We start from the raw sequence: 12,808 nt of genomic DNA on the forward strand, positions 1-12,808 counted from the left end.
TAAAAAAATCGAGCTGTGTAGGCTCGATTTTTTTATACTTTACAATTAAGAAGATTTCTCTCTCTTCATACGTATCTTCAAATTCCAAAAAGCAGCAAGCATAATAGCTGCAAAAGAGCCGCTAATTGCTGCGAATAGCTTCGCATAAGGATAGGCATTCATATCAATGAGTAACATCATACATACAATGGTAGGGAAGAAGGCTAAGTATTGTAATAACTTTAATTTGTTATCATTACTCATATATATCGTTCCTTTCTAGTATGTTATATGTTTATTGTAACATATTTTTCCATTTTTAGCACTTGGAGAAACATTCATTTCATATGTGTAAATGCAGTTTTTTAATTCGATATTGTAAGTTTTGCCTACTTAATCCTAAAAACTTTGCAGCTTGTGAAATATTACCGTGATACTCTTTAAGAATTTGATTGATGTAGTTCTTTTCCATTTCTGCTATTGTGTGCTTTAACGTTTTCGGCGTATCAGTATCAGTATCGTTATTAGTTAGGAGAGGTTGCATATTGAATTCTGTTTTTATTCGTTCGCGAAAGCGGGTGGGAAGATGAAATGCTGTAATGATATGTTCATCTTCAACTAAATTCATTGAACCTTCAATGATATGTTCCAATTCTCGTACATTTCCAGGCCATTCATATGCATACAAGAATTCTCTTACATGTACATCTACATCCGTTACGGCGAGTCCAAATTGAATGTTGTACTTTTCGATAAAGTGTTGAACAAGAGCGGGAATATCTTCTTTTCGTTCACGTAAAGGCGGGAGACATAAAGTAACGACGCTTAATCGGTAATATAAGTCTTCCCGTAATCGATTGTATGTAATAGCTTCAAGAGGGTCTTCATTAATAGTTGCTATAATACGAACATCAATTTCTTTTTCTTGTGTGCCTCCGATTCTTCGTATTGTTTTTTCTTGTATAGCTCGCAGTAACTTCGCTTGAAGTGCTGGACTTAACGAATTGATCTCATCTAATAACAAAGTTCCTCCGTTTGCTTCTTCAAATAAACCAGCTTTATCGATAGCTCCTGTAAATGCACCTCGGTTCGTACCAAATAATAAGCTTTCCATTAGCGTATCAGGAATAGCGGCACAGTTTTGTGAAATGAACGGTTTTGTTGAACGTTGACTTTCATTATGGATACTTTGTGCAAATAGTTCTTTTCCAGTTCCTGTTTCTCCTACGAGAAGTATGGAGGAGGATGTACGAATTACCCTTTTTCCTTCCGTAATGGTTGATTGAATGGCTTCAGAATCACCAATTATGTGATCAAAGGTAAATTTAGTGTTTTGTTTTCGAGAAGAGTCCGTTTTTATTGTTTGCTTTAAGTTATTCATCTCTTTTGAAATTTCAATAGCGCCTTTAATTTTTCCATTTTCTATTATAGGGAAAGTATCGTTAATCGTCGTAATTTCTTGCCCTTTATTGTTAAAATACGTTTGTTTTATATTTTTGTTTGTTTTTCCTAATTTTAATGCTTCTATAAGAGTACTATTTTTATTTTCTTCAAATGCGAATACTTCTAAAGGACTTTTATATAGCACATCTGAGCGCTCCATTGATTCAATTTCCATCATTTTGCGGTTATAGATAATCGTTTTACTTTCCTCATTAATAATATGAATCCCGATATCGAGTTCATTGAGTAAAGTTTCATATAGCATATTCATTTCAATGATCTGTTTAAAATTAATGTCTTCTGTACGCATAGATTATCTTCTCCTCATTTCACCCTATGAAGACTGACTTTTTATAATTTTATTAAAATTCTTATAAAATCGCAAAATTTTTTTGCTATTTTCTTTTTAAAACTTCTTAAATGTTAGAAAAATTTTGCGGTTATGAAGATTTTTTTGTGAAGAACTCTCATTTTAAATAGGAATTGGAGATTGGTACGCTTTTTGCATAAATAATAGTTGAAATCTTTAAAGGAGGGATATGCAACGTTTCAGTACCAATTAATAAGAAGGAGGAGTTTATAAAGTGAAGACGGTTATAGAAGGCGTGTATAGTCCTTGTTACGGGAAAGTAGAGAAGTTATTTGTTGCGGAAAGTTCTTACGTATACGAGTGGGAGAAATTAGCGTTAATTGAAACAATAGATAAACAGAAAATAGAAATTAAGGTAGGAATCAGTGGGTATATCGAATCATTAGAAGTAGTAGAAGGACAAGCTATCGCTGATCAAAAGTTATTAATAACAGTGAGGGATGATCTTTTAATAACAGGTAGTGATTAATATAAGTGCTATGTATTTTGCTCTTTTTAATAATTATTTTCATTATGAATGATTTTAAAAACGCTTACATTTAATGGGTTTACAAAGTGAAAAGGGGGGATTTATATGATGAATCAAAACCAAGGATTAAAAAGAGAATTGAAAAGCAGGCACATATTTATGATTGCACTTGGAGGAGTTATTGGTACCGGTCTTTTTTTAGGATCTGGGTATACAATTCATGAAGCTGGACCTGGAGGAGCGATTGTAGCATATCTTGTCGGAGGATTTGTTATGTATTTAACAATGCTCTGTCTCGGAGAGTTAGCTGTTGCGATGCCTGACGCAGGTTCTTATCAAACGTATGCCACAAAGCACATTTCCCCTGCAGCGGGTTATGTAGTGGGATGGATGTCGTGGCTAAACTGGTCTGCTACGATAGGTATTGAACTGATTGCAGTTAGTATTTTAATGAAACGATGGTTTCCTGATGTATCGTCATGGATTTGGTGTGTAGTGTTTGCGGTACTCCTCTTTGCTATCAATGCGTTATCTTCAAAAAGTTTTGCAGAAGTTGAATTCTGGTTTGCAAGTATTAAAGTAATTACAATCATTGCATTTATTATTTTGGGCGGGGCAGCAATGTTTGGTTTTTTAGATATGAAAGGAAATGACCCAGCACCAATGTTTTCTAGCTTTACTGATTATGGTGGATTGTTCCCAAATGGATTATCAGCTATTTTAATTACGATGATTGCTGTTAATTTTTCCTTCCAAGGAACAGAACTAGTCGGTATTGCAGCAGGTGAGAGTGAAAATCCAGAGAAAACAATCCCGAAGGCAATTAATAATACAGTTTGGCGTATACTTGTGTTCTTTGTATTATCTATTTTCATTCTTGCGGGATTATTCCCTTGGCAGCAAGCAGGAGTAATAGAGAGTCCATTCGTAGTTGTATTTGATAAAATTGGTATTCCTTATGCAGCTGATATTATTAATTTTGTTATTATTACAGCGGTTCTATCTGTTGCGAATTCAGGATTATATGCAACTTCCCGTATGCTATGGTCTATGTCTAATCAAGGAATGATTAGTCCGATTTTTGGTAAGTTATCTAAAAATGGTGTTCCTATTTACGCATTAATTGTAAGTACATTTGTAGGGTGTCTCTCACTACTATCAGGTATTTATGCGGAAGATACAGTTTATTTATGGTTGCTTTCAATTGCAGGATTTGGAGCGATATTAGTTTGGGCATCTATTGCTCTATCTAACTTATTAGCTAGAAGGTCATACATAAAGCAGGGCGGGGATGTGAAGGATTTGAAATTTAAAACACCGCTGTATCCATTCGTACCACTGCTTGCATTAGTATTAAATGTAACAGTAATTGTTGGTATGGCCTTTATTCCAGAACAAAGAATGGCGTTATATTGTGGAATTCCATTTATGATTGTTTGCTTACTGTTTTACCGTGCGACAAAAAATAAGGGAAGCAAAATGGAACATGTTGAAAAAGTAGATACAACAGAAGTAGAAAGTTTATAAATATATTAGAAACTAATGCAAAAAAAGAGACTGTAAAATTGTAAACAGTCTCTTTTTTTGTGAAAATAAAGCTGGAAACATACTATGTATGCAAAGGGGAATTAGCGATGAATCAAGAAGTTTCACAGCTATTAGAACAGATTGATTTACGAAAAGATGAGTTACTAGAGCTTACAAAAACTTTAATTCGTTTTGAAACACCAGCACCGCCGGCGAGAAACACAAAGGAGGCGCAAGAATTTGTTGCAGATTTTCTAAGAAAACGAAATTTTAGTGTTGATAAATGGGATGTATATCCGAATGATCCAAACGTTGTTGGGGTGAAAAAAGGGATAGAAAGTGACACACATAAAAGTCTTATTATTAATGGGCATATGGATGTAGCTGAAGTGACAGCAGATGAGGCGTGGGAAACGAATCCATTTGAGCCATTTATAAAAGATGGTTGGTTAGTTGGACGTGGTGCGGCAGATATGAAAGGGGGATTGGCTGGAGCACTATTTGCCATTCAGCTTTTACAAGAAGCTGGCATTGAATTACCTGGAGATTTAATCTTTCAATCCGTAATTGGGGAAGAAGTTGGAGAGGCAGGAACACTTCAATGCTGTAAAAGAGGTTATGATGTTGATTTTGCAGTCGTAGTGGATACGAGTGATTTACATATGCAAGGGCAGGGCGGTGTAATTACTGGATGGATTACTGTGAAAAGCCCCCAAACATTTCATGATGCAACACGCAGGCAAATGATCCATGCTGGAGGGCGTTTATTCGGAGCGAGTGCGATTGAAAAAATGATGAAAATTGTGCAAAGTTTACAAGAATTAGAGCGTCACTGGGCAGTTATGAAAACATATGAAGGCTATCCATATGGAACAACAACAATTAATCCAGCTGTTATTGAGGGCGGAAGACATGCAGCATTTATTGCGGATGAGTGCCGTTTGTGGATAACCGTACATTTTTACCCAAATGAAACGCATGAACAAATCGCACAAGAAATTGAAGCGTATATTGGGAAAGTAGCGGCTGCTGATCCATGGTTAAGTGAACATCCACCACAATTTAAGTGGGGTGGAGAATCAATGATTGTAGATCGGGGCGAAATTTTCCCTTCTTTAGAAGTAGATAGTGAACATGCAGCTGTAAAAACGCTTAGCTCAGTACACGAATCAATTCTCTTTAAAAATGCAATTTTAGATATGTCGGCAACGGTAACGGATGGTGGGTGGTTTAGTGAATTTCGTATTCCAGCTGTTATTTACGGACCAGGTACATTAGAAGAAGCTCATTCAATAAATGAGAAAGTTGAAGTAGAACAGTTAATTGAATTTACAAAAGTAACAACAGCATTTATATATGAATGGTGTCATACAAAAAAATAGATTAGTATGTTGAAATCGTACAGGTATGTATACTTGTACGATTTTTTAGTGAACTATTTCAGAGTTGAATAGAAACAACTGAAATAGTTCGTTATTTTTCTATGTCTTTCGTTTTAATTCGATTAATTTCTCTTTTGCTAATTCAACAGCAATTGCATCATCTAAATAGCCAATTGGAAAGAGATAGTCGGGAATAATATCTGTCGATAAAATGAAATACAGTAATGCGCCCCCAAGAACTGCACGCTCTTCTTTCGGAATAGTTGCATTGCAAAATTGTTGATACATATCCGTTAATTGTTCAATGAAAGGACCAGCACTATCAATTTGTTCTAATTTGCTTGCAAAACTTTCATGAATCCGTTTTTCACCTTCTGCTGTTTGAGCATAACGTTCATAGTTTTCAAGTTCTTGTTTCACGCGAGTTGTTGTGTAGTCGAAATCGAATAAGTTAGAGGATTGCAGAGTTTGCTGAATTGTATCAAGAGATGTATACATATCCGTCTTTTCTTTATTAATGTGAGGGAAATCCGGATACATTTCATCAAATAATAATTGGGGTGGAACTTGCAGACATTCTGCGAATTTTTGTAGATGTTTTTGCTTTGGCGGTTGTTTACCATTCATAATTCTTGAGATTGTTGCGGGATCGATATTTGTAAGCATTCCTAGTTGGCGCATAGATAAGGCACGTTCTTTTAAAAGTTTTTTTATTAATTTACTAAGCCGCTCATTTGGATTTTCTTTAGGCATAGTGAAGGCACTCCTTTTTATTGTTGAAAAAATGTTGAGTATTTATTACATGTATATGAAACAGACAGGCACAGTTGCTCAACATTTTCATAAGATGCATTGAAAAGTGAGAAAAAGGGGTGGCTGTTTATGAGTACGGCAGGTCTATTTTCAATTTTTTTAATCGGGATTGCTTCTAATTTAGATAATGCAGGTGTTGGGATTGCATATGGCATTCGTAAAATCCGAATTTCGTGGTTCAACAATTTTATCATCGCATTTTTTGGTTTTTTATTTACTTTATTAGCTGGCTTTTTTGGGAACTGGATTGCGTTATTTATTTCAGAGTTTACTGCAAACTTGATTGGAGCAATCATTTTAGGGATAATCGGTGTGTTTATTTTATGTCAGCCTTTTTTGGGGAAAAGAAATACCGGAGGCTCTAAAGATGGTAATGTACTTATGGGAATTTTACGCGATCCAGAAAAAGCAGATTTTGATGGTTCGAAAACAATTAGTTTTTCAGAAGCAATTGTTTTAGGAATTGCGTTGTCTATTAATAATATTGCAGGTGGGTTTGATGCTGGGGTAACAAACTTGAATCTGTGGCTTACAGCAACTATTTCTGGGGTGTTTAGTTTTATTTGTATTAGTGGCTTTGCATATGTAGGGAAACGATTTTTAGCAGAATACTTAGGGAAATGGGCGACGTTTATTGCAGGTGTGTTATTAATTCTTATTGGGATCGATCAGTTGTTGTAAGGAGACTAGAAAACAAGGTTCGAGTATTTCCTTGGAAATACAGCAAGGGATTGCATATATCGACGTACTTTTCTCCATACTAATACGGATTTCTTTTAAGAAAGGGGGATTTGTATGGGACGCGGGAAAGCATTTGATCATAAGAAAAAAGGGCATGATCATCAACCACCTAAAGGTGCGTTCATTCATAAAGATGTAAATGAACATACTTTGGAAGAGGAAGAGTTACCAGTAAATATTGAGGCGTATAAAAATAGTTTGAAAAAACATTAAAAGCACCTATATAGGTGCTTTTTTAGCGTATATCCTCAATTAATTGTTCCGATTCTTCATGCATACTGTACTCGCTTAATACTTGGATGCAAAGCCATTTTAATTCTTCGATCGTATGTTCAAGTTCTTCAGGAAGCACATGATGAATGTCTTCAAGTCCCATTCCGAAATGAATAAGTTCAAGTACTTGATCATCGATATTCCGATCCATTAATAGTTCAAGTACTTCTAAATTGAATATGTATCGGTGAGCTTCATCGAGTGAAACAACTTTTAGCTTTAAGCTTTCTACAATACTCAATATAAAAAGAAGAATTGTTTTCTCAAGAACAGGTTGTTTTCCCATTTGAAATATTAGTTTCATCTTTCACACCTCCACATGTAGCGCTAGGTTGTACTATATTATTCAGGAGGGGGGAGCAAATATGCATGATATAGAGAAACTTTCAGTATGGTTTTTGTAAGGAGATTGATAGCTGATAAAGTTGAGGTTTTTATGAAATGAAAAAATCCTGCTAGTATAGCAGGATAACTCGTGATTAAAAAATGCTCCAACCTTCTTGAGCAGAAAGAAGTTCAAGAATTTTAAAACCAGCGATACTATTTCCGTTTGCATCTAAAGCTGGTCCGAAAATACCAATTCCCATTTCTCCTTTTACGCAGCCGAAAATGCCACCAGCTACACCGCTTTTTGCGGGGATACCAACACGAATCGCAAATTCACCAGACTCGTTATACATACCGCATGTAACCATAAATGTTTTACAAATCTTTGTAATATGCTTAGGGATAATTTGTTTTTTCTTGTATGGGTCATATCCATCCATCGCAAAAATTAAACCGATACGTGCTAAATCGATACAGTTTACTTCAACTGCGCATTGACGAGTGTATAAATCCATCAGTTCTTCGATGTCACAATCGATAATTCCGTTTTGTTTCATATAGTAACAAAGTGAACGGTTTAAGTAAGCTGTCTCTAATTCTGAATTGGCAACTTTAGAAGAATAATTAATAGTAGGATTATCTGTTATTTCACGTACAAAATGAAGGATGCGCTCCATCTTTTCTTCATTATCTTTTCCTGTTAACATGCTTGTAATAGCTAGTGCCCCTGCATTAATCATTGGATTAAGTGGTTTAGAAGGGCTTGTCGTTTCTAACTTAATAATAGAATTAAATGGATCACCAGTTGGTTCCATTCCAACTTTAGAAAATACATATTCTTCACCACGATCTAAAAGGGCAAGCGCAAGTGTAATTACTTTTGAAATACTTTGAAGAGTAAATAGTGTTTGTGAGTTGCCAGCATGAATGTATTCTGTTTCTTTATGGAAAATGGCAATCCCTAAATCATCTGGATTTGCATTTCCTAGTTCGGGGATATAAGTAGCAAGCTTTCCTTTTTTCGTATATGGTTTTACTTGTTCTAACAACTGTTGTAAGTTGTTTGTTTCAATGCACTGCATAGTACCAACGCTCCTATTTCGAATTAACTAAGTTTACTTTTCCCGATATGCTCGGAAATAAATAATAACATGAAAAAGTGGAATGATAAAACGAAAGTTGCATGTTCTATAGTGGGTCTTTCGTTTCAAGTATTCTGTATTCCAAAAGGAGAATTTTCCTTTTATATAACAGTTTGGAAATAGGAGATTTATCCATAAAAAATTCAAAAATAAAAACTACACATCTATACAACTATATGTTATTATGGTTATGTAAATAGAAAGCGTTTTCTAAAGCGTACTTATAATGATAACGATTTCATAAATTTGATAGGGGGAATTAAAATGTTGCAGTTTTTACAACGTATTGGTAAAGCGTTAATGCTTCCAATCGCCGTACTACCAGCAGCAGGATTATTGCTTCGTTTAGGGCAACCGGATGTATTTGATATTCCTGTTATGGCACAGGCCGGCGCAGCGGTTTTTGATAATTTAGCACTTATTTTTGCAATTGGTATTGCAATCGGTCTTTCAGTTGATGGTAGTGGTGCAGCAGGTCTTGCAGGTGCAATTGGTTATCTGGTTATGAAAAACAGTATTGATGCACTTAGTAAGGGATATTCTACTGTAGAATTACAAGATAAATTAGGTAAAGTTCAAGATTTAATAGGCAATAGCGCAAATGTAGATCCATCTAAGCTGGCAGATACAATGACACAAGTATCTAAGGCCGCCGAATTATCGACTAAAGTGGATATGAAAGTTTTAGGTGGTATTATTGTCGGTGTTATAGCAGGATTCCTTTATAATAAATTCCATAAGATTAAACTTCCAGAATGGTTGGGTTTCTTTGCTGGAAAACGTTTCGTTCCGATTGTTACATCGGTTGTGATGCTAATATTAGGAATTTTATTCGCACAAATTTGGCCAGCAATTCAAAATGGCATTGATGCATTAGCTCATGGAATTGTTAATTTAGGTGCAGTTGGTTCAGGTCTATTTGGTTTATTAAACCGTCTATTAATTCCAATTGGTTTACACCATGTAATGAACACATACTTCTGGTTCGTATTTGGTGACTTTACAAATGCAGCAGGTAATGTTGTAAATGGTGATATTGCTCGCTTCCTTGCAGGAGATAAAACAGCAGGTATGTTTATGACTGGTTTCTTCCCAGTTATGATGTTCGGTTTACCAGCAGCATGTTTCGCAATGATTGCAGCTGCTAAACCAGAAAAACGTAAAATGGTTACAGGTATGTTAGGTGGTCTAGCATTAACTTCATTCTTAACTGGTATTACAGAACCAATTGAATTCTCATTCATGTTCTTATCACCAGTATTATATGGTATTCATGCCGTGTTAACAGGTATTTCTTTATTTGTAACAACAGCACTTGGCATTCACGATGGTTTCACATTTAGTGCCGGTGCAATTGATTACTTCTTAAATTTTGGTATTGCAACAAAACCAGTATTGCTAGCGGGAATCGGTTTAATTTACGCAGTAATTTACTTTGTAGTATTCTACTTCTTAATTAAGAAGTTTGACTTGAAAACTCCTGGTCGTGAAGATGACGATGAGTTAGCTGAAGAGGATGATGTGCCAGTTGCAGGTTCAATTGGTGAAACTTACGTAGCAGCTTTAGGTGGAAAAGAAAACTTAACAGTTATTGATAACTGTGCAACACGTCTACGCTTACAAGTGAAAGATGCTGGTCAAGTAAACGAAGCAGCATTAAAACGTGCTGGTGCAAAAGGTGTTATGAAATTAAGTAACACGAGTGTCCAAGTTATCGTAGGTACAAATGTTGAATCTGTTGCCGATGATATGAAAAAACACGTATAAATAATTAGATAAGAGGATATCCGAAAAGATTGATAATATCAGTTTTTTAGAGGGTATCCTCTTTTTTTATGTTAAAAATTTAAGGGGAATCTTACTTTTGTAAATTTTCTTTTTCTTTTTTTGTACATATAGGTTGGTAATATGTTCAGTGCGTGATAAAGTAGTGATGTTATAGAATAGATTATCCAAAATCTACTAAAATAAATCTTTAGTAGAGGAAGTGAATTATTGGTGAATAAGGGGAAAAAAGCAATCATGGATCACGAAAAAAATAATGCGAATGGGAAATCACGTCGGCCGATTGTATACATAAAAAGAACAATCATTCTCGTCTTACTATTTTCACTTGTATATTTCATGTATACAAAAATTGTTGTGCATAATAAGAAAGAAGAAACTTTAAAAGCAGCAGCAGAAATGAAGAAACAAGAAGAGCTAAAAAAGAAAGAAGAAAAAAAGAAGCAAGAAGCACAAAAACAAAAAGAGCAGGAAGAACAGGTGAAGCAAGCACAAGCTGTGGAAAAGCCTGCTGAGGGACCACCTCAAGAAATTAATGAAAACGCTCAATTAGATCAATATTTACAAAACGCAGGATTTAGTGGAACAGCTGTTATTGTGAAGAACGGAAAAGTTCTTTTGAATAAAGGATATGGTATGGCGAACAAAGAGAAACAAGTACCGAATAATTCAGAGACAACTTTTTATATTGGTTCTATTTCAAAGGCTTTTGTAGCGACTGCTATTATGCAATTAAAAGATCAAAATAAATTAAACGTAGAGGATACGGTTGCAAAGTATATTCCAGATTTCCCTCAAGGTAATGGTATTCAGTTAAAACATTTACTAACACATACATCAGGAATTCCAGAGTATGAGCAGGGAACAGAGGATATTTCTCATGAAGAATTGATAAAACGAATAGGAAAGCAAAAGCGTGTTGGGAGTCCAGGAGAGAAATGGAAATATTCCGATTCGAACTATTCGATACTTGCCTACATCGCTGAGAAGGTAAGTGGACAACCGTTAGAAGAGTATATTAAACAACATATTTTTGCTACTGCTGGTATGAAACATTCTGGTTTCGGTAAAGCGTTAGAGCAAACAAGGTTCCCATCAACAGGTTATAAAATAGTAAATAACAATATGACAACACCTAATATTCCAAGTATGTCACAACTATATGGTTGTGGTGATATATATACAAGTGCACATGATTTATATTTATTTAATGAAGCACTCTTCTCTGGAAAGTTAATTTCAAAAGAGAGCTATGATCAAATGTTTACAGGCGGAAAAAAAGATTACGGATTTGGTTGGTATGTAGACCCGGGCAGTTATTCAAATCACGGTGTAATGCCAGGATGGAATTGCTTAAATGGATTTAGTAAAAACGGAAGTGTGTATGTCGTTTTATTATCTAACATTCAAAACAACATTAAATCGTTTGGTAAAGTGAATAACGACATTTATACGATGTTGCGAAATATTGAAGTGTAAGAGGCTATCCTTTTGGATAGTCTTTTTTTATGGAGGAAGTGTATGTGCAATGGGATAATGAAATAAAGTGAAACTTTAATCAGTGGGGGTTTTCTTCATCCCCCACTGATTATTAGTTGAACCAATCGGGCTTTTACGGGCAGTCGATCACCCACCTAACTTCTTTGCTTTCGCCGAATTTTGAAGTGTGGGTCTTACTGCCCGTTACTGCGGGATAAATGGAAAAGGGGGAGGGATATGAGTATACATAAGCATCACGCACGTAATGCGAAACGAATTTTCTTTGTATCTGTCATTGTATGGATTATCGTCGCAATTGTATTAGTGATGGAATATAAAAAAGGGATGCTATTCACTTCGGAGAAAGAAAATCTAAAATTAATAGGTGTTGTAATACCAGCATTTGGATTATTAATATATAGCTTTATGGAAAAACGAAGAGCAAAAATGCTTAAACAGGAAAATTATAATATGGAGACTTCTGAATTATTTGATCAGCAAAAATTTGTTGTTCGCAAAGAGGTAGGGGTATTTCAAGTAATAACGTACTTTGGATTGGATGGAAATACAGTAGGTTTTTTAAAAGAAGAGTATGATTTTGTTATTCAACGTATATGGCAAGCTGTACTTTCTTTTCTTTTTAAGGGACTACATAAGCAACAATTTTATTTATATAATCACTCGGGAGAAAGGTTGTTGCGTGTTCAAAAGAAGATGGGAGTACGTAATTTCTATATTTTTTCTAATGTAGATGGAAAGGAAATTGGAGAGTTGAAACAAGTACTAAGTTTAACAAAGTGGGAATGGATCTTTTTAGGGGGGGATGGTAAAGAAGTTGGTAAAGTGACTGGGGACCTTTCAGCAACAATGCAGAAAATAGATTGGCGAGATGGGACGCATATTGATGTGAAAGAAGATGGTATTCCGTTAGAAGCTGTTAAGTATTTCTCGGCAAGTGGTGGTTCACTTGTTACAGCTTCTATAAGTGAACAAGCAGAATTACCACGAGCGGTTTATTATAGTATCTCTGCCATAATTACAATTAAAAATTAAAATATTTATAAAGATAGATGGGATA

14 protein-coding genes are annotated in these 12,808 nt (G+C 35.1%); 9 read left to right on the forward strand and 5 right to left on the reverse strand.

Annotated elements, in window-relative coordinates; all coding sequences use genetic code 11:
* Positions 1–45: 45 nt before the first annotated feature.
* Both V7S50_RS28030 and V7S50_RS28035 read right to left on the reverse strand, forming a co-directional pair.
* Positions 46–243 carry a hypothetical protein gene (locus V7S50_RS28030; RefSeq protein WP_063221668.1) on the reverse strand — a complete coding sequence of 66 codons (198 nt, stop codon included), beginning with the start codon at positions 241–243 and terminating at the stop codon, positions 46–48.
* Between the two features lie 79 nt (positions 244–322).
* On the reverse strand, positions 323–1,732 hold the full coding sequence (locus V7S50_RS28035) for a sigma-54 interaction domain-containing protein (protein ID WP_242256193.1): 1,410 nt from the start codon (positions 1,730–1,732) through the stop codon (positions 323–325).
* 274 nt (positions 1,733–2,006) lie between these two features.
* Here V7S50_RS28035 and V7S50_RS28040 point away from each other — a divergent pair, with 274 nt between their 5' ends.
* The 3 genes from V7S50_RS28040 to V7S50_RS28050 all read left to right on the forward strand — a co-directional run bounded on the left by V7S50_RS28040 (position 2,007) and on the right by V7S50_RS28050 (position 5,170).
* Positions 2,007–2,261 (forward strand): biotin/lipoyl-containing protein, encoded by a 255-nt coding sequence (locus V7S50_RS28040; protein ID WP_242256192.1) that lies wholly within the window; start codon positions 2,007–2,009, stop codon positions 2,259–2,261.
* Positions 2,262–2,366: 105 nt separating this feature from the next.
* Positions 2,367–3,788, forward strand: a complete 1,422-nt coding sequence (locus V7S50_RS28045; RefSeq protein ID WP_242256190.1) for an amino acid permease — start codon at positions 2,367–2,369, stop codon at positions 3,786–3,788.
* A 107-nt stretch (positions 3,789–3,895) separates the two neighbouring features.
* Positions 3,896–5,170 (forward strand): acetylornithine deacetylase, encoded by a 1,275-nt coding sequence (locus V7S50_RS28050; protein ID WP_242256187.1) that lies wholly within the window; start codon positions 3,896–3,898, stop codon positions 5,168–5,170.
* Between the two features lie 99 nt (positions 5,171–5,269).
* On the opposite strand, the gene V7S50_RS28055 is transcribed toward V7S50_RS28050, so the two are convergent.
* A complete protein-coding gene (locus tag V7S50_RS28055) occupies positions 5,270–5,923 on the reverse strand; it encodes a helix-turn-helix domain-containing protein (RefSeq protein ID WP_061685937.1) in 654 nt (217 codons plus the stop codon).
* Positions 5,924–6,052: 129 nt separating this feature from the next.
* On the opposite strand from V7S50_RS28055, the gene ytaF reads away from it, so the two are divergent.
* Together ytaF and V7S50_RS28065 are read left to right on the forward strand one after the other, a co-directional pair.
* Positions 6,053–6,664, forward strand: a complete 612-nt coding sequence (ytaF, locus tag V7S50_RS28060; RefSeq protein ID WP_242256184.1) for a sporulation membrane protein YtaF — start codon at positions 6,053–6,055, stop codon at positions 6,662–6,664.
* A gap of 114 nt (positions 6,665–6,778) precedes the next feature.
* The gene (locus V7S50_RS28065) at positions 6,779–6,937 is read left to right on the forward strand and encodes a hypothetical protein (RefSeq protein ID WP_000532409.1); all 159 of its coding nucleotides are present in this window, start codon (positions 6,779–6,781) and stop codon (positions 6,935–6,937) included.
* A gap of 22 nt (positions 6,938–6,959) precedes the next feature.
* Here the strand turns inward: V7S50_RS28065 and V7S50_RS28070 are convergent, their stop codons facing one another.
* Positions 6,960–7,301, reverse strand: a complete 342-nt coding sequence (locus V7S50_RS28070) for a DUF3969 family protein (RefSeq protein WP_000766603.1) — start codon at positions 7,299–7,301, stop codon at positions 6,960–6,962.
* Between the two features lie 175 nt (positions 7,302–7,476).
* A complete protein-coding gene (gene glsA / locus V7S50_RS28075; protein WP_063221674.1) occupies positions 7,477–8,406 on the reverse strand; it encodes a glutaminase A in 930 nt (309 codons plus the stop codon).
* 69 nt (positions 8,407–8,475) lie between these two features.
* Here glsA and V7S50_RS28080 point away from each other — a divergent pair, with 69 nt between their 5' ends.
* From V7S50_RS28080 to V7S50_RS28095, 4 genes are all read left to right on the forward strand, one after another.
* On the forward strand, positions 8,476–8,589 hold the full coding sequence (locus tag V7S50_RS28080) for a transcriptional regulator (protein WP_080468325.1): 114 nt from the start codon (positions 8,476–8,478) through the stop codon (positions 8,587–8,589).
* A gap of 141 nt (positions 8,590–8,730) precedes the next feature.
* Complete coding sequence (gene nagE, locus V7S50_RS28085; RefSeq protein ID WP_242256182.1) at positions 8,731–10,233, forward strand: N-acetylglucosamine-specific PTS transporter subunit IIBC; 1,503 nt, start codon at positions 8,731–8,733, stop codon at positions 10,231–10,233.
* Positions 10,234–10,488: 255 nt separating this feature from the next.
* The gene (locus V7S50_RS28090; RefSeq protein ID WP_242256180.1) at positions 10,489–11,730 is read left to right on the forward strand and encodes a serine hydrolase domain-containing protein; all 1,242 of its coding nucleotides are present in this window, start codon (positions 10,489–10,491) and stop codon (positions 11,728–11,730) included.
* A 237-nt stretch (positions 11,731–11,967) separates the two neighbouring features.
* Positions 11,968–12,783, forward strand: a complete 816-nt coding sequence (locus tag V7S50_RS28095; RefSeq protein ID WP_336376673.1) for a sugar ABC transporter ATP-binding protein — start codon at positions 11,968–11,970, stop codon at positions 12,781–12,783.
* Positions 12,784–12,808: the final 25 nt, after the last annotated feature.

The sequence above is a fragment of the Bacillus sp. CCNWLW194 genome (genome assembly GCF_037120585.1).
GTDB classification, from domain to species: Bacteria; Bacillota; Bacilli; order Bacillales; family Bacillaceae_G; genus Bacillus_A; species Bacillus_A basilensis.

What these genes read in the sequence shown, in the direction of transcription:
- V7S50_RS28030 (WP_063221668.1), bottom strand. Translation starts at nt 243, where the DNA reads ATGAGTAATGATAACAAATTAAAGTTATTACAATACTTAGCCTTCTTC.
- V7S50_RS28035 (WP_242256193.1), bottom strand. Translation starts at nt 1,732, where the DNA reads ATGCGTACAGAAGACATTAATTTTAAACAGATCATTGAAATGAATATG.
- V7S50_RS28045 (WP_242256190.1), top strand. Translation starts at nt 2,367, where the DNA reads ATGATGAATCAAAACCAAGGATTAAAAAGAGAATTGAAAAGCAGGCAC.
- V7S50_RS28050 (WP_242256187.1), top strand. Translation starts at nt 3,896, where the DNA reads ATGAATCAAGAAGTTTCACAGCTATTAGAACAGATTGATTTACGAAAA.
- V7S50_RS28055 (WP_061685937.1), bottom strand. Translation starts at nt 5,923, where the DNA reads ATGCCTAAAGAAAATCCAAATGAGCGGCTTAGTAAATTAATAAAAAAA.
- ytaF (WP_242256184.1), top strand. Translation starts at nt 6,053, where the DNA reads ATGAGTACGGCAGGTCTATTTTCAATTTTTTTAATCGGGATTGCTTCT.
- V7S50_RS28065 (WP_000532409.1), top strand. Translation starts at nt 6,779, where the DNA reads ATGGGACGCGGGAAAGCATTTGATCATAAGAAAAAAGGGCATGATCAT.
- V7S50_RS28070 (WP_000766603.1), bottom strand. Translation starts at nt 7,301, where the DNA reads ATGAAACTAATATTTCAAATGGGAAAACAACCTGTTCTTGAGAAAACA.
- glsA (WP_063221674.1), bottom strand. Translation starts at nt 8,406, where the DNA reads ATGCAGTGCATTGAAACAAACAACTTACAACAGTTGTTAGAACAAGTA.
- V7S50_RS28080 (WP_080468325.1), top strand. Translation starts at nt 8,476, where the DNA reads ATGAAAAAGTGGAATGATAAAACGAAAGTTGCATGTTCTATAGTGGGT.
- nagE (WP_242256182.1), top strand. Translation starts at nt 8,731, where the DNA reads ATGTTGCAGTTTTTACAACGTATTGGTAAAGCGTTAATGCTTCCAATC.
- V7S50_RS28090 (WP_242256180.1), top strand. Translation starts at nt 10,489, where the DNA reads ATGGATCACGAAAAAAATAATGCGAATGGGAAATCACGTCGGCCGATT.
- V7S50_RS28095 (WP_336376673.1), top strand. Translation starts at nt 11,968, where the DNA reads ATGAGTATACATAAGCATCACGCACGTAATGCGAAACGAATTTTCTTT.